The organism is Streptomyces sp. NPDC059785, assembly GCF_042732375.1.
In the GTDB taxonomy this organism is placed as follows: Bacteria; Actinomycetota; Actinomycetes; order Streptomycetales; family Streptomycetaceae; genus Streptomyces.
This window is the reverse complement of record NZ_JBHWHV010000016.1, coordinates 105039-123497: the sequence shown is the minus strand read 5'-3', so window position 1 is coordinate 123497 and position 18459 is coordinate 105039. Positions and strand designations below refer to the sequence as shown.

The following is an 18459-nucleotide window of genomic DNA, read 5'->3' as shown; positions in this document are numbered from 1 at the left end:
CGTCGCCTAGATTGCCTGCGCGTTACACCGGTGATCAGCGAGGGGACGGAGCCGTGAGATGTCAGATGTGCCTGAAGTGAGCCCGCCGACCGGGCTTGCCGACAAGCCACCGGTGGTGACACCGGTACGCGTGGTGATCGCCCTGTGTCTGATCGCTCCGTTCGTGGCGATGCTCTGGGTCGGCTCCTACGCGAAGGTCGACCCGACGTTCATCGGCATCCCCTTCTTCTACTGGTACCAGATGGCGTGGGTGCTGATCTCCACGGCGCTCACCATGACCGCGTACCAGCTCTGGCAGCGTGACCAGCGCGCCCGCGCGGACAGAGACGGGGGTGCGTCGAAGTGAACGACGGCGTGAACGGAGTCGCCCTCGGCGTCTTCATCTTCTTCTTCGCGGCCGTGACCGTGATGGGCTTCCTGGCCGCCCGCTGGCGCAAGGCCGAGAACGAGCACAGCCTCGACGAATGGGGCCTGGGCGGCCGGTCGTTCGGCACCTGGGTCACCTGGTTCCTGCTCGGCGGCGACCTGTACACGGCCTACACCTTCGTGGCCGTGCCCGCGGCGATCTACGCGGCCGGTGCCGCCGGGTTCTTCGCGGTGCCGTACACGATCCTGGTCTATCCGCTGATCTTCACCTTCCTGCCGCGGCTGTGGTCGGTCTCCCACAAGCACGGCTACGTGACGACGTCGGACTTCGTGCGCGGGCGCTTCGGTTCGAAGGGGCTCTCGCTCGCGGTCGCCGTGACCGGCATCCTCGCCACGATGCCGTACATCGCGCTCCAGCTCGTCGGCATCCAGGCCGTCCTGGACGTGATGGGCGTCGGCGGCGGCGAGAACACCAACTGGTTCGTGAAGGACCTGCCGCTGCTCATCGCCTTCGGAGTGCTGGCCGCGTACACCTACTCCTCGGGGCTGCGGGCGCCGGCGCTGATCGCGTTCGTGAAGGACGCGTTGATCTACATCGTGATCGCGGTCGCCATCATCTACATCCCGATCAAGCTGGGCGGCTTCGACGAGATCTTCGCGGCGGCGGGCGACAAGTACACCGCGGCCAAGAACGGCGGGGTGGTACCGGCCCCGGCGGGCCAGTGGACGTACGCCACGCTGGCGCTGGGCTCGGCGCTCGCGCTGTTCATGTATCCGCACTCGATCACCGCGACGCTCTCCTCGCGCAGCCGTGACGTGATCCGCCGCAACACCACGATCCTGCCGCTGTACTCGCTGATGCTGGGCCTGCTCGGACTGCTCGGCTTCATGGCGATCGCCGCCGGGGTCAAGGTGGAGAACGGGCAGCTCGCGATCCCGCAGCTCTTCGAGAACATGTTCCCCGACTGGTTCACGGGCGTGGCCTTCGCCGCGATCGGCATCGGCGCCCTGGTGCCCGCCGCGATCATGTCGATCGCGGCCGCGAACCTGTTCACCCGCAACATCTACAAGGACTTCATCAAGCCGGACGCGACGCCGCAGGAGGAGACCAAGGTCTCCAAACTGGTCTCGCTCCTTGTGAAGGTGGGCGCCCTGGCCTTCGTCCTCACCATGGACAAGACCGTCGCGATCAACTTCCAGCTGCTCGGCGGCATCTGGATCCTTCAGACCTTCCCGGCCCTGGTCGGCGGCCTGTTCACGAACTGGTTCCACCGCTGGGCGCTGCTCGCGGGCTGGGCGGTCGGCATGGTGTACGGCACCCTCGCCGCGTACGGCGTGGCGTCCCCGACGCAGCAGCACTTCGGCGGCTCCAACAAGGAGATCCCCGGCATCGGGGAGATCGGCTACATCGGTCTGACCGCGTTCGTGCTGAACGTCCTGGTCACGGTGGTGCTCACCTTCGTCCTGCGGGCCGTGAAGGCGCCCGACGGCGTGGACGAGACCACCCCGTCCGACTACACGGCGGACGCGGGCGACCCGGGTGTGGCGACGGAGCTCCCGGCGGTCGGAGCGGGCGCCGGTCACTGACGGTTCCTCAGAGACGGGCGTTCACTGACGCTCACGGACACGAAGGCCGCCGCGAGTCCCGGGTACGTACGGGCTCGCGGCGGCCTTCTGTGTCCCCTGGCCGCCGCCTCACCGCCGGCTGCGCCGCAGTTGCCACACGGCGCAGATCGCGCTGACCACTCCGGCCAGCGCCTGGACGGTCTCGGCGTCGTTCCCCAGTACGACGGTTATGGCGCCCGCGGTGACCAGCAGGAACAGGGTGGGCTCAAACAGCCGGCGCAGCCGCGCGCGCCGGGATCGGGACGCGCTGGGGCGGGGGTCGGCGCCTGGTTCGCCGTGGGGCTCTGGGACGACGGGTGGTGCGTCCTCGGGTTCGGTGGTCGGGTTCCGGTTCTGGGCACGCGGCATCGCGGGGCTCGTCTCGGCCGGTCGGTACGGGAGGGGCCGCCGCTCGCACGGATCACGGGCGGGTGTCCGGACGGGCTCCGGCTCCTGCTCCTGCTCCTGCTCCTGCTCCTGCGGCGGGCGGCTGTCCACTCAACGTAACCGCGGCATCGGCGCACCGGCGCCGGGTTGCGGGGTTGCGGGGTTGCCATTGCGCAGGCAACCCGGGCGGGCGACGAGGAACGGCCGTCCCGCCCCAGGAGCCGGCTCACCGGCAGGGCCTGGTGTCGTCGTCCGTACCCGTCAGCGCCGCCCATGCGCGCCGCTCGCCGGGGCCGGCCGCGGAGCAGACCCGGCGCAGCGCGTCCCGCGGGTCGAGGTCCCAGCGCCGCAGGGTGCCGTCCTCGCCCGCGCTGAGCACCGCCTCGCCGTCCGGGCTGAAGACCGCGCCGCGCACCTCGCCGGCCGGTCCGCGCAGCGCCGCGTACAACTCCCAGTCACCGCGGGCCGAGCGCTGCCAGACGCGCACCGAGCCGTCCCGCGAGGCGCTGACGAGGCGGCTGCCGTCCGCCGAGAAGGACACCCGGCGGACCGGGGCGGTGTGACCGTAGAGGCGGGCGACCGTGCGCCGCGCGCGGACGTCCCAGATCTCCACGACATGGTCCCGGCCGGCCGAGGCCAGCAGGGTGCCCCGCGGGTCGAAGGCCACGTCGAAGACCGAGTCGCTGCTCTTACGGGGTGCCGGGCCGCGGACTTCGAGGCCGGGCCAGCGGCGCAGGGTGACGGTGTCGTCCTGGCCGCCGGACGCGAGCAGCGGTTCGCCCCCGGCGGTGAGCGCGAGACCCCACAGGTCGGTGGCCCTGGCCTCGTCGACCTGGCGTCCGGTGCGCACGTCCCACACGCGCAGGGTGCTGTCCCAGCCGCCGGTCACCAGCCGGGTGCCGGTGCGGTCGAAGGCGACGGAGAGCACCTCGCGGGAGTGACCTTCGAAGGTGCCCGCGCGGGTGCCGTCCGCGGTCCGCCACAGGGTGACGCCGTGGTCGGCGCTCGCGACGGCGAGCAGCGCGCCGTCCCGGTCGTACGCCAGGCCGGTCACCTCCCTGTCCGCCGCGCGCAGGGTGCGGCGGGGGCTGCGGGAACGGTCGTCCCAGAGCTGGACGGTGCCGTCGGCGTCGCCGGTCGCGTACCCCCCGCCGTCGCGCGGGGAGCGGGCCAGCGCGGTGAAGGCCGCGTCGCCGGTGCGCACGGGGCTGCGGGCCGGGGTCCAGACGCGCAGGGTGCCGTCCTCGCTGCCGGTCAGGACGGTCCTGCCGTCGGGCGACAGCGCGACCGCGTTGACGGGTCCCTCGTGGCCGGTGAGGGTGAGCGGCACGGCGTCGGGACGGTGCAGGTCGCGCAGTTGCGCGGTGTTGTCCTGGCCGCCGCTGACCAGGGTGCCGTCCGCGGCCACGGCCACGTCCATGACGGAGTCGCCGTGCGTGCCGTACGTTCTCCTCAGCCGCGCGGTCCGTACGTCCCACAGGCGTACGGTCCCGTCGAAGCCGCCGCCGGCCAGCTCGCGTCCGTCGGCGCTGAACGCGAGGGAGCGCACCGACCTCTTGGGGTGTCCGCGCAGGCGGGCGGTGACCAGGCCGCTCGCCGCGTCCCACAGCAGCACCTTGCGGAACGACTGGGACCGGTCCGTCTCGTCGCTGCCGCCGCCCGTCGCCAGCGTGCGGCCGTCGGGGCTGAAGGCCAGTGCCCGGACGGGTCCCGGTACGTCCTCGCCGGTGGGCCGTGCCGTCCACAGGAGGTCGGCGGCCGGCATCCGCCACACCCTGACCCGGCCGTCATGCCCCGCGGCGGCCAGGCGGCTGCCGTCCCGGCTGAACGCCACCCGCATGTCCGTGTCGCCGTGGTCCGGTGTCTGGCCCGCGGGGAGCAGCCGCTCGGCCGGTGCGGACGGCCCGCTGAACAGCCAGACGGAACCGTCGTCGTAACCGGCCACCAGCCGCCGTCCGTCGGGGCTGTAGGACAGCGAGTCGAGGGAGCCCTTCGTACCGGCGGTGCGGGGACGGGTCCGCAGGTGCGAGGCGCCGGGGTCCCGCTCCGGATGCCATACGTGGACGCGGCCGTCCTTGCCGCCCCAGGCGACGGACCTTCCGTCGGCCGCGCGGGCCAGGGCGTCGACGGGGATGCCGGCGCGGACGACACGGTCGCTCCACAGGGGCGGGGCACTGCTGAGGAGGGCGCTGCGGCTCTCGGTGGAGGCGTCCGTCCGGTACGCCGCCGCGCTCAGCCTTCCCGCGAGCACCGGGTCGTGGCCGCTGAAGAGGACGGACTGGGCGGCCAGCGCCCTGGCACCGGAGAGCCTCTGCTGTGTCTCGGCCGCCTTGCGTTTCTCGTTCACGACGACGATGACGGCGATGAGCACCACCAGCACGACGAAGAGGACGGACAGCTGGATCAGCAGCCGTTTGCGGCGCGCCGCACGCCGCACCCGCTCCCGGCTCGCCCGCAGGAACTCACGCTGCAACGGCCCGAGTTCCTCGTCGTTCTCCTCGGCCCAGACGACCGCTCGGGTCAACTGGCGTCCGGTGAGCAGTAGTTCCTTGTCGCGCTGGTTGTCCTGCCACTGCACGGCGGCCTCGGACAGCGCGTGCCGCGCCTCGCCCATCAGCTGGTCGTGGGTGAGCCACTGCCGCAGCAGGGGCCAGGAGCCGAGCAGCGCCTCGTGGGCGATCTGGACGGTGACCTCGCCGTCCGGCTCCGCGTCGATGGTCAGCAGCCGCTCCCTGACGAACGCCTCGAGGACGGTCGCCGCCTCCGTCTCGTCGCCGGGGAGCAGCCCGAGCAGCCGGGCGCGGCTGATCCGCCGGCGGGTGCCGTCGTGCGCGTCGTCGCGGCGGCCGAGGCGGACGAAGGCGTGCTCGGCGATGCGCCGGCGCCCGGGGCTCAGCGCCTCGTACGTCTGGTCCGCGGAGCGGGCGAGGGCTCTGCGGATGCCGCCGGACTTGCGGTACGCGTCCGTGGTGAGGCGGTTGCCCTCGCGGTGCATCCAGGTGACGCGCAGCGCGTGGGAGAGCAGCGGCAGCGCGCCGGGCGCGTACTCGCCGTCCCCGGCCCACGGGGTGGCGAAGGCGCCGAGTTCGTGCAGCAACACCTCGACCAGGGCGTCGTCGACGACGAGTCCGGCCTCCTCGGCCGGTTCGGTGACCGCCTGCCTGAGCTCCGGCTCCGTCATGGGCTCCAGCAGGAACGGGGCGGCGCGCAGGGCGGCGGTCAGTCCGGGGTGGGCCAGGCATCGGCCGTAGAAGTCGGCGCGCAGGCCGAGGACGACGAGCACGGCGGGCTCCCCCGCCGCGTCGCGCCGGGCGGACAGCGCGCAGAGCAGGTCGAAGAAGGCGAGCCGCTGCTCGGGGTCGTGGCACTGGGCGAAGGACTCCTCGAACTGATCGACGAGAATCACCGTGCGGTACGGGCGCTCGGCGGGGCGTCCGGCCGCCCGCGGGTCCGCCTGCGCGAGCAGGTCCGCGCAGGCTTCGGCGGAGGTGCGGACCGCGGCGAGGGCCCGCTCCGGGTCGGCGCCGACGGTGCCCGCGACGGATTGCGCCAGGCGCTCCAACGGGCGCTCTCCCGGCGTCAGTTCGACGACCGGCCAGTCCGGGGAGCCCGGCAGCCGTCCGGCGCCCAGCGCGGCCACGAGTCCGGCCTTGAGCAGCGAGGTCTTGCCGGCGCCCGACGGGGCGACGACCACGTAGGGGCCGCTGTCCGGGCCCCGCCGGTCCAGGCCGGCGAGGAGGTCGTCCACGGCCGCGCCGCGGCCCCGGTAGAGGTGGGCCCAGGCGGCGGTGTAGGCGGCCAGGCCGCGGTAGGGGCAGTCGCCCTCGGGGCCGCGCGGGGCGGGGAGCCGGCGGCCGCTGCGGACGATCTCTCGCTGGTGGAGGGCGACGAGACGGCCCTCGGCGGCGAAGAAGGTGTCGAGGGCCCGGGCGAGGGTGGTGCTGCCGGGTGCCCTGCCGTTCTCGATCCGGCTGATGTGGGCCTTGTCGTAGCGGACCTCTTTGCTCAGCGCCCCCTGGGTGAGCCCGGCGGCCTCCCGCGACCGCCGCACCTCGGCACCGTAGGCACCACCCCCGTGCGCTCTCACCGGGCCCCCGACCGGCCCGTGCCCGCCGACACCACCACCTGGCCCGCCGGCACCACCGCCCGGTCCGCCGGCACCACCGCCTGGCCCGCCCCCGACCCCGCCGTGCCCGCCCGCACCACCGCCCGGTCCGCCAGCACCACCGCCCGGTCCGCCGACACCACCACCTGGCCCGCCCCCGACCCCGCCGTGCCCGCCCGCACCACCACCTGGCCCGCCGGCACCGCCAACCGACCCGCCGGCACCACCGCCCGGTCCGCCGACACCGCCAACCGACCCGCCGGCACCACCGCCCGGTCCGCCGACACCGCCAACCGACCCGCCGACACCACCGCCCGGTCCGCCGACACCGCCAACCGACCCGTCGCGGCCGGGCGCGTCGCGGCCGCGCCCGCCCCTGCGCCCGCCCTGTCCGTCGCCGTCACGGCCAAGCACGTCCTGCCCGTTGCCGTCGCGGCCGAGCACGTCACGACCGTGCCGGTCGGCACCAGCACTCGATCCGTCCGTATCGTCACCCGACGCGTCTCGACCACGCCCGCCTTCGCACCCGCCCTGTCCGTCGCCGTCGCCGTCGCCGTCACGGCCAAGCACGTCCTGCCCGTTGCCGTCGCGACGATGCCCGTCGCGACCATGCCCGTCGCGACCGTGGCCCTCGCGCGCGTGACCGTCACGCGCGTGGCCGTCACGCGCGTGCCCGTTGCGCGCGTGGCCGTCACACGCGTGGCCGTCGCCACCATGCCCGTCGCGTACGGGCCCGTCGCGTACGGGCCCGCCCCGCCCGCGCCCGCCCCGGTCGCGTTCCTCCCGGTCGCACCCGTCGTCGGTTGCCTGTTGCCGCTCGTTCCGGCAACCGGCAAATTCTTCTGCCGCCCCGTCCAGCCCCTGATTCACCTGCTACACCTGTCATCACGCCGTCGCTCTCCGAGTTCGTCAACTTACCGGGAGTGACGGCGCGTTCGGCGGGCTCACCGCTTCACGCCCGCATGCGGGTTGTGCGCCCTCGCCCCTCGTCCGGCATCCACCGGCACGTCCACCTCACCGGAGGTTCCGTCATGAACCGTCTCGCGGCACGCTGTCTGACCACGGCCGCCCTGCTCCCCGGGCTGCTCGCCGTACCCGCCCTCGCCGAGCCGCCCGCGGCCGCCGCGGCCCCCAGCCCGCTCCGGCAGGCCGTCGTGGACCGCGCCGAACGGGCCCTCACCACGTCCCACGCCTACAGGGAGACCCGTAACGGTCCGCGGAAGTGGAGCACGCCGGGCGACGCGCGGCACGACAACTACCTCGGCGGCGCCGACCGCAACGAGTACAACGGCTTCAACGGCGACTACTGGTGCGGCTACTTCGCCGCCGCCATGTGGAACAACCGGCGGGCGACGCCGGACAACTACAAGTCGTCGCGGGCCTGGGAGACCGGCGTCGGCGACCGCTTCTACGCCTACCGGCCCGGACGGCCCCCGCAGCGCGGCGACGTGATCGTGTGGCACAACCACAACCGGCGCGACCCCGAGGGCCATGTCGCGGTCGTCGTCGCCGTCGGCGGTTCCGGCGGCCGGACGGTCGTCACGATCGAGGGCAACGCCGGGCGCGGGTCCGACAGCATCACCAGGCGCGAGTACCGCTGGGCGGGCACGGACGGCCCCCGTATCCCCACCAACCCCGGCCTGAAGCTGCGCGGCTTCGCGTCCCGTTCCTGACCTCCCCTCCCCGACGGCGGCGGGCCCCGGAAAATGGGCGGCCCGTTGTCGTACCCCTCCGGCACACTGCGGACATGGACATCGTGATCAGGCGGGCGCGGCCCGGGGAGTACGAGGCGGTCGGCGAGGTCACCGCGCGGGCGTATCTCGGGGACGGGCTGCTGGACTTCGGGGAGAGCGATACGTACCTGACGGAGCTGCGCGACGTGGCGAAGCGTGCGGCGGCGGCCGAGGTACTGGTGGCCGTGGACGGTGCGGCAGGGACAAGCCCCGGCACCGCCGACGGCATCCTCGGCCCCGGCACCGTCGACGGCACCCTCGGCCCCGGCACCGCCGACGGCATCCTCGGCGGCGTCACCTTCGTCGCGACCGGCGGGCCGATGGCCGACATCGCGCGCGAGGGCGAGGCGGAGATACGGATGCTGGCGGTCGCCGCGGAGTCCCGCGGACGGGGCGCGGGCGAGGCGCTCGTGCGCGCCTGCGTCGAGCGCGCGCGGGCCACCGAGGGCTGTGTCCGCGTCGTGCTGTCCAGCCAGCGCACGATGCGCGCCGCCCACCGGATCTACGAGCGTCTGGGCTTCCGCCGTACCCCGGAGCGCGACTGGAACCCGCTGCCGGAGCTCGACGACATCGTGCTGATCACCTATGAGTTGACGCTCTGACACGCTCCGGAGACAGCCCGCGACACAAGATGTGGGGGTGGTAGCGCCGACCGGCACTAGATGTATGCTCATGCTCGCTGTCGCCGCAGGGGAATCCGGTGCGAATCCGGAACTGTCCCGCAACGGTGTACTTGTGCGTGTTCGCGCGCCCGGCCGGTCCCAGGACCACCGGTGCGTGTCCGCGCGCCTGGTCAGTCCGAGGACCTGCCGGCAGTGCGCCCGTACCGTCCGGTCCGGGTGCCGAATACGTCCGGGCCTCGTGGAATGGGCCGGTGGACGCGCGCGTACCCGTGCCACGGGCAGACGTGTGCCTTCGCTGCCCTGCCCTCGCCAGGCCCCGAGCCGAGCGAGGGAGAGCCCCACGTGACCATCGCGCCAGCCGATCCGGCCGCAGTGGCACCGTCCGCGGAACCGACGGGCACGGATACGGATACGGACGGTCCCGGTGCCGCGCTGCTGCGGACCCTGACCGACCTCACCGCCGACCTCCCCGACGCCGACCCGGGCCGGGTCGCCGCCGCCGCGCTGCGCGGCCGGTCCGCGCGGGCGGACATCACGGAGCTGCGGGAGCTGGCGATCGAGGCGGCGGCCGGCCTCATCTCCGAGGACCCCGCCTACTCGCGGCTCGCCGCCCGGCTGCTGACGCTCGCCATCGCCGCCGAGGCCGCCTCGCAGGGCGTCACGTCCTTCTCGTCCTCCGTCGCGACCGGCCACCGCGAGGGCCTGATCGCGGACCGCACCGCGGAGTTCGTGACGCTGCACGCGGCCCGCCTGGACGCGCTGGCCGACGCCGCCGCCGTGGCGGGCGCCGACGACCGCTTCGGCTACTTCGGCCTGCGCACCCTGCACAGCCGCTATCTGCTCCGCCACCCGATCACCCGGCGGGTGATCGAGACGCCCCAGCACTTCATGCTGCGCGTCGCCGCCGGGCTCGCCGAGGACGACACCGCCCGCTCGGTCGACGAGGTGGCCGCGCTGTACGGCCTGATGAGCCGGCTCGACTACCTGCCCTCCTCCCCCACCCTGTTCAACTCCGGTACGCGGCACCCCCAGATGTCGTCCTGCTACCTCCTCGACTCCCCGCTGGACGAGCTGGACTCCCTCTACGAGCGCTACCACCAGGTGGCCCGCCTGTCGAAGCACGCGGGCGGCATCGGACTGTCCTTCTCCCGCGTCCGCTCGCGCGGTTCGCTGATCCGCGGCACGAACGGGCACTCCAACGGCATCGTCCCGTTCCTGAAGACGCTGGACGCCTCGGTCGCCGCCGTGAACCAGGGCGGCCGGCGCAAGGGCGCCGCGGCCGTCTACCTGGAGACCTGGCACTCCGACATCGAGGAGTTCCTGGAGCTGCGCGACAACACCGGTGAGGACGCCCGCCGTACGCACAACCTGAACCTGGCGCACTGGATCCCGGACGAGTTCATGCGCCGGGTGGACGAGGACCGCGCGTGGTCACTGTTCTCGCCGTCCGACGTGCCGGAGCTGGTGGACCTGTGGGGCGCCGACTTCGACGCCGCGTACCGCGGGGCCGAGGAGGCGGGCCTCGCCAAGAAGACGATCCCGGCCCGTGAGCTGTACGGCCGCATGATGCGGACGCTCGCGCAGACCGGCAACGGCTGGATGACCTTCAAGGACGCCGCCAACCGCACCGCCAACCAGACGGCGGAGCCGGGGCACACCGTCCACTCCTCGAACCTGTGCACCGAGATCCTGGAGGTCACGGACGACGGGGAGACGGCCGTGTGCAACCTGGGGTCGGTCAACCTCGGCGCCTTCGTCGACACCGGCCGCCAGGACATCGACTGGGAACGCCTTGACGACACGGTCCGCACCGCCGTGACCTTCCTCGACCGGGTCGTGGACATCAACTTCTACCCGACCGAACAGGCGGGCCGCTCCAACTCCAAGTGGCGCCCGGTGGGCCTCGGCGTGATGGGGCTCCAGGACGTCTTCTTCAAGCTGCGGCTGCCGTTCGGGTCACCGGCGGCGAAGGCCCTGTCCACCCGGATCGCCGAGCGGATCATGCTCGCCGCGTACGAGGCGTCGGCCGGCCTGGCGGAGCGGAACGGCCCGCTGCCCGCCTGGGAGAAGACCCGTACCGCACGGGGCGTCCTGCACCCCGACCACTACGGCACCGAGCTGACCTGGCCCGAGCGCTGGGCCGCCCTGCGCACCCGGATCGCGGCCGTCGGCCTGCGCAACTCGCTGCTCCTGGCCATCGCGCCGACCGCGACGATCGCCTCCATCGCGGGCGTCTACGAATGCATCGAGCCGCAGGTGTCCAACCTGTTCAAGCGCGAGACGCTGTCCGGCGAGTTCCTCCAGGTCAACTCGTACCTGGTGGACGAGCTGAAGAGGCTCGGCGTGTGGGACGCGCAGACCCGGGAGGCGCTGCGCGAGTCGAACGGCTCGGTGCAGGGCTTCACCTGGGTGCCGCAGGAGGTCCGCGACCTGTACCGCACCGCGTGGGAGATCCCGCAGCGGGGTCTGATCGACATGGCCGCCGCCCGCACCCCGTTCATCGACCAGGCCCAGTCGCTGAACCTGTTCCTGGAGACGCCGACCATCGGCAAACTCTCCTCGATGTACGCGTACGCCTGGAAGTCGGGCCTGAAGACGACGTACTACCTGCGCTCGCGCCCCGCGACGCGCATCGCCCGCGCCGCGCAGGCGCAGGCCCGGTCCGAGCGGACCGTCCCCGTACCGCAGGCCGCCGACCCCGACGCGGTCGCCTGCTCCCTGGAAAACCCCGAGTCCTGCGAGGCCTGCCAGTAATGACCACCGCACCCGAGAAGACCGAGAAGAACCTGCTCGACCCGGGCTTCGAACTGACCCTGCGCCCCATGCGCTACCCGGACTTCTACGAGCGCTACCGGGACGCGATCAAGAACACGTGGACCGTGGAGGAGGTCGACCTGCACTCGGACGTCGCGGACCTCGCGAAGCTGTCCGGGGGCGAGCAGCACATGATCGGCCGGCTGGTCGCGTTCTTCGCGACGGGCGACTCGATCGTGGCGAACAACCTGGTGCTGACGCTGTACAAGCACATCAACTCCCCCGAGGCGCGGCTCTACCTGAGCCGTCAGCTCTTCGAGGAGGCCGTGCACGTCCAGTTCTATCTGACGCTGCTCGACACCTACCTGCCGGACCCCGAGGACCGGGCGGCGGCCTTCGCGGCCGTGGAGAACATCCCCTCCATCCGCGAGAAGGCCGAGTTCTGCTTCAAGTGGATGGACTCGGTGGAGCAGATGGACCGGCTGGAGACCAAGGCCGACCGGCGCCGCTTCCTGCTGAACCTGATCTGCTTCGCGGCCTGCATCGAGGGCCTGTTCTTCTACGGTGCCTTCGCGTACGTCTACTGGTTCCGCAGCCGGGGTCTGCTGCACGGCCTGGCGACCGGCACCAACTGGGTGTTCCGCGACGAGACGATGCACATGTCGTTCGCCTTCGACGTGGTCGACACCGTCCGCAAGGAGGAGCCGGAGCTCTTCGACGAGGCGCTGGAGCAGCAGGTCACCGACATGCTGCGGGAGGCCGTCGAGGCCGAGTTGCAGTTCGCGCGCGACCTGTGCGGTGACGGCCTCCCGGGGATGAACACCGACTCCATGCGCCAGTACCTGGAATGCGTCGCCGACCAGCGCCTGACGCGCCTGGGCTTCGCTCCGGTGTACGGCTCGGAGAACCCCTTCTCCTTCATGGAGCTGCAAGGGGTTCAGGAGCTGACCAACTTCTTCGAGCGCCGCCCCTCGGCGTACCAGGTGGCGGTGGAGGGCTCGGTCGGGTTCGACGAGGACTTCTGAGGTCCGGCGGGCTGCCGGGGGGTGACGGCCCCGGCGCCCGGCCGGGCAGCGGCGGGCTCGGGGGTCCGCCGCTCCGCCGCCTCCCTGAGCTGCCGGTCGACGCGCCGGTCGTACGCGATGCCGTACAGCGAGGGGAGGACGAGGAGGACCAGGATCCCGAGGACGGTCACCATTCCGACGAGGGCTTCCATGCGTGTATCCATGGACACCACTGTCGCGCCGATGACTCCTGACCGTCAGTGGCAGGACTGCCGTAGAACCTCGAATTACTGCCACATCCGGGGCGCGTCCGGGGCACACTGGAGCCATGCTGAAGAACGTGGCCGTGGTGCTGCTCGACGGCGTCCATCCCTTCGAACTCGGCGTGGCCTGCGAGGTGTTCGGCCTCGACCGCAGCGACGAGGGCCTGCCCGCGTACGACTTCGCGGTGGCCTCCGCGGAGGGGCCGGCGCTCGGCACGCACGCGGGCTTCTCGCTGCGCACGGAGCACGGCCTGGAGCGGCTGGAGCCGGCCGACCTGGTGATCGTGCCGGCGGGCGACGCCTACGCGACCCGCGTCTACCCCGGGGAACTGCTCGACGCACTGCGCCGGGCCGTCGACCGCGGGGCGCGGGTGCTCAGCGTGTGCTCCGGGGTCTTCGTGCTCGGCGCGGCCGGGCTGCTCGACGGACGGCGGTGCGCCGTGCACTGGCGGCACGCCCGGGAACTGGCCCTCCAGTACCCGCGCGCGATCGTCGAACCGGACGTGCTGTACGTCGACGAGGACCGGGTGATCACCTCGGCGGGCACCGCCGCCGGGATCGACGCCTGCCTCCACATCCTCCGCAAGGAGCACGGCCCGGAGGTCGCCAACGCCGTCGCGCGCCGCATGGTCGTCCCGCCGCACCGCGACGGCGGGCAGGCCCAGTACGTGGAGCGGCCGCTGCCGCGCTCGTCCTGCGACACCGTCGGCGAGGTGCTTGTCTGGATGGAGCGCCACCTCGACGAGGAGGTGACCGTCGAGCGGCTGGCGGCCCGCGCCCACATGTCCCCACGCACCTTCGCCCGCCGCTTCCAGCAGGAGACGGGGACCACGCCCTACCGCTGGCTGCTACGCCAACGGGTGCTGCTGGCCCAGCAGTTGCTGGAGGCGACGGACGAGACGACGGACGCCATCGCGGGCCGCGCCGGCTTCGGGAACGCGGCCGCGCTGCGCCACCAGTTCCTGCGCAGCCTGGGCACGACCCCGGGGGCCTACCGGCGCACGTTCAGGGGGCCCGAGGCCGCCTGAACCCGCGCCGGCGGCGGGTCCGGTGACGGAGCACCGGATCTCAGCGCGGCACGGCCCTCACCAGCAGCCGGTCAGGCCGCAGCGTGATGCCGATGCGGGCCGCGGGGGCGGACCCGGGAGCCTGCTCCAGGCGCCACTTCGCGGACGCCACGGTCGCCGTGATGAGACTGAGCTGCGCCATCGAGAAGTGGTCACCCGGGCACTTCCGGTTTCCGACGCTGAACGGAGCCATGGCGTACTTCGGAAGCTCCTTGGCCCGTTCCGGAAGCCAGCGGTCGGGGTCGAATTCCTGATGCTCCTCGTACGTCCGCGGGTCGTGCTGGATCGCGTACGGGCTGTACACGATGTCGGCACCGGCCGGAATGCGATACCCCCCGAGATCGGTTTCGGTCACGGTGCGCCGCGTCAGAATCCAGACGGCGGGGTTCAGCCGCATCGTCTCGACGATGACATTGTTCGTGTGCGACAGCCGCCGTACGTCTGCGAATGCGACGGGCCGGTCGCCGACGACGGATTCGACCTCACGGCGCACCGCGTCCGCCTGTTCCGGATGTGCCGCGAGTACGTGCAGGATCCACATGATGGTGGACGCGATGGTTTCGCCGCCGGGTGTGAGTATCGCGATGACTTGGTCGTGGATCTCCTGCTCGCTGATGGGGTCGCCGTCGCCGTCCCGGGCCTCGAGCAATGCCGTCAGCAAATCGTCCGGCTTTTGACCGGATGCGCGGCGCTCGGCGACGATCTCGTCGACGAGAAGATGCAAATCGGCCAGAGCCCGGTCGAATTCGCGATTGGCCGGAAGCGGCAGCCTGTAGAGCGGCCCCGCCGGAATCACCATGCGCCGGTACATGCCGTGGAAGACGGTGGAGAGCGCGACGCTCAGCCGTTCCGCCCGCTCGTCCATGAACCGGCCGCGCAGCAGGCAGCGGGCCGCGACACGGACGGCGACGCGGTACGACTCGGAGGTGCAGTCGATCACCGCGCCCGACCCGAGACGATCGGCGAAGTCCCGGGCCTCCTCCTCCATCACCGACGCGTACGCGGGGATCACGTCGGCGCGGAAGGCGGGCTGGATGGTCCGCCGCTGGCGCCGGTGCATCGGCCCGTTGGCCGTCGCCACCCCGTTCTTGCCGAGCAGCCCTTCGAGCGACTCCCACAGCGGGCCGCCGAGCTCGTAGTCGGGGCTGAGCCCGACCGCCCCGCTGAGGGCCGGCGTGGTGACCGCGTACACCGTCTTGGGGCCGAGCTTGAGACGGACGACCTCGCCGTGATCGCGGAGCTGGGCCAGGAAGCCCAGCGGATCGCGCACGAGTTTCCAGCCGTGGCCGAGACCCGGGACGCCGCCTCCCGCCAGGGGCGGGACGGGCAGCTCCGAGGTCTGGGGCGCTGCGGGTCGTACGGACTCGACGGTCATTTCTCACCTGCCGCTTCGTTGTTGACGTACGGGGGTGTGGAGCGGTCGTCCCAGCTGTCGACCATGTAACGGCCGGACTCGTGGTGGAACCAGTAGACGGAACTGAACCAGTTCCGCATATTGGCCAGACACGCCTTCACGGCACCGCTCAGCCTTTTGCCCTGCACGGTGCCGTCGACAAGGGTGTCGGCGAGCCGCTTGACGTCTTTCTCGACGGCGAGGAATTCCATGATGCATTCCTCGATCCGCCTTCTTACTTCCGTGACGGCCTCTTCGAGGGTCAGCCCCTCGTGTTGGATCAGACTGATGCCGAGATTATGGACCTCCTCGCCCGCGATTTCCTTCGGGAGCGAGCACAGGTCGTTGTACCAGGCGGCGAATTCCTGGCTGAGCAGGGCGGCCCTGCTAAATGCCGGATGCTCACGCACATCGGTGGGTATCTCGCACTGCGCACTCGGCTCGAGCAGATCGTTCCAGATGTCGTGGGCGAACGTGAGCCGCCGCAGTTCCAGGTATTCCTCGACCGTCGGTACGACACCCGACACGCGATTGCGGAATTCCTGGTCGTACGCCTCGATCACCGCGTGGAAGTGCTCGGCGAACCGGACGTTCCACTTCTTCCCCAGGAACGAGTACAGCCGCACCATGCTGTCCGCGAACCCTGCGACCAGGGGATCCCGGTGGTGCAGGTGGTCCCGGGGGGAGTCGAGCGCGGCGTGCAGCTCGTACCTGAGCCGCCGCCAGGCACCGGCCCTGCCGTGCACGATGTCGCGGTCGTGCCGGTCGTCCCAGACGAAGAACCACGCGCTGTAGTCCGCAATCGCCTGGAGCACCGCCTCGGGGGCGCCTATGTAGTAGCCCGCCATGAGGTCCGTGTAGCACAAGCCGTCGGCATATTCTGCGACCTTGTCCGGCGGCATGAGCTTCTTTTCGAGCAGCCAGGCCCTGGTCTTCTCCTGGAGACGGGGCCAATACGGATGGAGTTGACGGGGAAACGCGGCCTCGATCACCGGCAGAGAGAGCGCCGGTGGAACCGCGACCGCGGTCGGTGTCGATGAAGTGCTGTGTGGGAAAGCGTGCACGAACAAACCCCTCTCAGCCGCCTGTCGGCGCCACGCCCCCTCCCGCCGTGCCGGGCGTGCGCCGTTGCGATCCCCGCTCTTCCCATTCAGCACCACAACTGACCGTTCTGGGAACGGATTTGCTCCACTCACTACCACGGGATGCCGAGTTTCTCCCCTTGTGTGACTGCTTATGGATCACCGGGGGAGCAGAAGGGATCGGACGTGCGACGCACAGACGAACGGCGCCCGGCGGAAGAGGCTTCCGTCCGGGCGCCGTGCACGCGGGCTCGTCAGTCGTTCGCCACGACCGGGTAGCGGGGCTCGTTCTCGGCCATCTGCCGCAGCGCGTCCTTGCGCTCGCGCTTGGAGAGCCGGTCGATGTACAGGTACCCGTACAGGTGGTCCGTCTCGTGCTGGAGGCAGCGCGCGAAGTAGCCGGTGCCCCGCACCTTGACCGGGTACCCCTGCTCGTCCTGCCCAGTGACCTCGGCGTAGTCGGGGCGGGCGAGCGGCGCGTACGCGGTCGGCACCGAGAGGCAGCCCTCGTTGCTGTCGTCCAGCCGGCGCAGCTCGGCGGGCAGCTCGACGATCTTCGGGTTGCAGACCACGCCGACGTGCCGCTTGCCCTCGTCGTCCATGCAGTCGTACACGAAGACCTTCAGGTCGACGCCGATCTGGTTGGCGGCAAGGCCGACCCCCTCGGCGGTGCGCTGGCTGGCGAACATGTCGTCCACCAGGGCGGCCAGCTCGTCGCCGAACTCGGTGACGTCCTTGCACTCCTTGTGCAGCACCGGGTTCCCGACGACCGTGATGGGCCGCGAGGTGCCGCGCCCGCGGTAGGCGGACTCGCGCTCCTCGCAGTCCTCGGTGTCGATGACGAAGCCCTCGTCGTCCACGGGGAGCACGCCCGCGTGCTGCTGATCGGTGTCCTGCTGCGCCATGACCGACGTACGCCTTCCTCAGACCTTGGAGTATCCGCGGGCTCCGGCATTCCTGCGGATCCCGGTGATTTCTGCGAGGTACAGCCTAAAGGTGTGCTCAGCACACCTCTTCCAGATCCCGCCAGTCACGGGAGTCCGGGCTGTCCGCGACCCAGCCGTCCAGCAGGCCGCGCACCAGGGAGGCCGGCGCCGCGAGACCGCACTCGCGCTCGGGTACCCACAGCTGCCCGTCGGTGCGGTGGCCCAGCGGTCCCGGGTGCCCCGGCTCGCTGTGGTCGTGCGGGTCGAGGTGCTCACCGTCACCCTCGTCCGAGGGCATCCGCGACTCCGAGCACATCCGGCACAGCAGCCGCACGGACGACGACCAGTCCTCGGCCGCGAAGCCCGCGTCGGCCGCGAGCCGCTCCAGGTCGTCGCGGTCCTCCTCGGTGGCCGCCTCCAGCAGCACCACCCAGGTGGGCACGGGCGAGGGCGCCCACAGCTCGATCTCGTCGAAGACCGGATAGGCGTGCCCGGCGGCCGTGGTCCGCTCGCCGTGCGGCACCCCGTCGTGCAGGACCACCTCGCCCCAGCGCCGCCCGGACGACGGCAGCGGGATGGACAGCACCTCGATCCGCGCCGGGTCGAGGCGGCGGCCCCACACGACCTCGGCCTCGCCCTCGGGCGAGAGCCGGACGGCCGCGCTGCCCAGGTCCATGCCGGTGGGCTCGCCGGAGACCGCGGCACCGCCGGGCACCCGCAGCCCGTACGCCTGCCAGGCGCGCCGGGCCAGCGGCCAGTCCTGGAGGGCGGTGGCCGCGATGCCCACGTTCCACCAGTCGGGTGCGCCGGTCTCCCGGTCGAGCAGGGCGACGGCGCGCAGCCCGGCCGCCCGCGCCTGCTCCCAGTCGTGCCGGAACTTGTGCAGCAGCGCCAGGTTGAACCAGGACTCCGAAAGCCAGGGCTCCAGGTCCGCGGCGCGCGTAAGGAGCGCTCCCGCGTCCTCGTACCGACCGTCGCCGATCAGCGTGAACGCACGATCGGTGGCCTGCCGCCATGAGGCGGAGGGCCGGTGTCGTCCCTTGCCGAAGATCCTCACGATTCCCGCCTGCCAGTTCCTTGCGCTTCCCGCCTGCCGGTCCTTCGAAGTGCCCCTGGGGGACAGTGCGGCCCCGGACCTGCCCGTGCCCCCT

General features: G+C 71.9%; 15 protein-coding genes and 1 riboswitch. Of the genes, 8 read left to right on the top strand and 7 right to left on the bottom strand.

The annotated features are described in order from the left end of the window. Positions 1-58 precede the first annotated feature (58 nt). Together ACFV6E_RS15335 and mctP are read left to right on the top strand one after the other, a co-directional pair. The gene (locus tag ACFV6E_RS15335; protein WP_385173467.1) at positions 59-346 is read left to right on the top strand and encodes a DUF3311 domain-containing protein; all 288 of its coding nucleotides are present in this window, start codon (positions 59-61) and stop codon (positions 344-346) included. Next, a complete protein-coding gene (gene mctP, locus ACFV6E_RS15330; RefSeq protein ID WP_385173470.1) occupies positions 343-1953 on the top strand; it encodes a monocarboxylate uptake permease MctP in 1611 nt (536 codons plus the stop codon). The genes ACFV6E_RS15335 and mctP overlap by 4 nt, the downstream gene beginning before the upstream one ends. Positions 1954-2061: 108 nt before the next feature. Here mctP and ACFV6E_RS15325 read toward each other — a convergent pair whose 3' ends face one another. Together ACFV6E_RS15325 and ACFV6E_RS15320 are read right to left on the bottom strand one after the other, a co-directional pair. Beyond that, on the bottom strand, positions 2062-2340 hold the full coding sequence (locus tag ACFV6E_RS15325) for a hypothetical protein (protein ID WP_385461939.1): 279 nt from the start codon (positions 2338-2340) through the stop codon (positions 2062-2064). Positions 2341-2584: 244 nt separating this feature from the next. After that, positions 2585-6409, bottom strand: coding sequence for a helix-turn-helix domain-containing protein (locus tag ACFV6E_RS15320; protein WP_385461936.1), 3825 nt, complete (start codon positions 6407-6409; stop codon positions 2585-2587). A 24-nt stretch (positions 6410-6433) separates the two neighbouring features. On the opposite strand from ACFV6E_RS15320, the gene ACFV6E_RS15315 reads away from it, so the two are divergent. The 5 genes from ACFV6E_RS15315 to ACFV6E_RS15295 all read left to right on the top strand — a co-directional run bounded on the left by ACFV6E_RS15315 (position 6434) and on the right by ACFV6E_RS15295 (position 12598). Continuing rightward, a complete protein-coding gene (locus ACFV6E_RS15315) occupies positions 6434-7390 on the top strand; it encodes a hypothetical protein (RefSeq protein WP_385461933.1) in 957 nt (318 codons plus the stop codon). A gap of 104 nt (positions 7391-7494) precedes the next feature. Next, on the top strand, positions 7495-8136 hold the full coding sequence (locus ACFV6E_RS15310; RefSeq protein WP_385461931.1) for a CHAP domain-containing protein: 642 nt from the start codon (positions 7495-7497) through the stop codon (positions 8134-8136). Between the two features lie 74 nt (positions 8137-8210). Then, entirely contained in the window at positions 8211-8798 is a 588-nt protein-coding gene (locus tag ACFV6E_RS15305) for a GNAT family N-acetyltransferase (RefSeq protein ID WP_385461928.1), read from the top strand. A 21-nt stretch (positions 8799-8819) separates the two neighbouring features. After that, a riboswitch (cobalamin riboswitch) is annotated at positions 8820-9025 on the top strand. 136 nt (positions 9026-9161) lie between these two features. Next, the gene (locus tag ACFV6E_RS15300) at positions 9162-11573 is read left to right on the top strand and encodes a ribonucleoside-diphosphate reductase subunit alpha (protein WP_385461925.1); all 2412 of its coding nucleotides are present in this window, start codon (positions 9162-9164) and stop codon (positions 11571-11573) included. Continuing rightward, positions 11573-12598 (top strand): ribonucleotide-diphosphate reductase subunit beta, encoded by a 1026-nt coding sequence (locus ACFV6E_RS15295; protein WP_385170943.1) that lies wholly within the window; start codon positions 11573-11575, stop codon positions 12596-12598. The genes ACFV6E_RS15300 and ACFV6E_RS15295 overlap by 1 nt, the downstream gene beginning before the upstream one ends. Here the strand turns inward: ACFV6E_RS15295 and ACFV6E_RS15290 are convergent. Next, positions 12511-12801, bottom strand: a complete 291-nt coding sequence (locus ACFV6E_RS15290) for a hypothetical protein (RefSeq protein ID WP_385170946.1) — start codon at positions 12799-12801, stop codon at positions 12511-12513. The genes ACFV6E_RS15295 and ACFV6E_RS15290 overlap by 88 nt on opposite strands. 104 nt (positions 12802-12905) lie before the next feature. Here ACFV6E_RS15290 and ACFV6E_RS15285 point away from each other — a divergent pair, with 104 nt between their 5' ends. Continuing rightward, positions 12906-13868 (top strand): GlxA family transcriptional regulator, encoded by a 963-nt coding sequence (locus ACFV6E_RS15285; protein ID WP_385170948.1) that lies wholly within the window; start codon positions 12906-12908, stop codon positions 13866-13868. Between the two features lie 40 nt (positions 13869-13908). On the opposite strand, the gene ACFV6E_RS15280 is transcribed toward ACFV6E_RS15285, so the two are convergent. From ACFV6E_RS15280 to ACFV6E_RS15265, 4 genes are all read right to left on the bottom strand, one after another. Next, the gene (locus ACFV6E_RS15280; protein WP_385461922.1) at positions 13909-15282 is read right to left on the bottom strand and encodes a cytochrome P450; all 1374 of its coding nucleotides are present in this window, start codon (positions 15280-15282) and stop codon (positions 13909-13911) included. Next, positions 15279-16364 (bottom strand): epi-isozizaene synthase, encoded by a 1086-nt coding sequence (cyc1, locus tag ACFV6E_RS15275; protein WP_385170953.1) that lies wholly within the window; start codon positions 16362-16364, stop codon positions 15279-15281. Before cyc1 ends, ACFV6E_RS15280 begins: the two co-directional genes overlap by 4 nt. Before the next feature lie 272 nt (positions 16365-16636). After that, positions 16637-17287 carry a peptide deformylase gene (gene def / locus ACFV6E_RS15270; RefSeq protein ID WP_385170956.1) on the bottom strand — a complete coding sequence of 217 codons (651 nt, stop codon included), beginning with the start codon at positions 17285-17287 and terminating at the stop codon, positions 16637-16639. A 97-nt stretch (positions 17288-17384) separates the two neighbouring features. Then, on the bottom strand, positions 17385-18365 hold the full coding sequence (locus ACFV6E_RS15265; protein ID WP_385170958.1) for a tetratricopeptide repeat protein: 981 nt from the start codon (positions 18363-18365) through the stop codon (positions 17385-17387). Positions 18366-18459 lie beyond the last annotated feature (94 nt).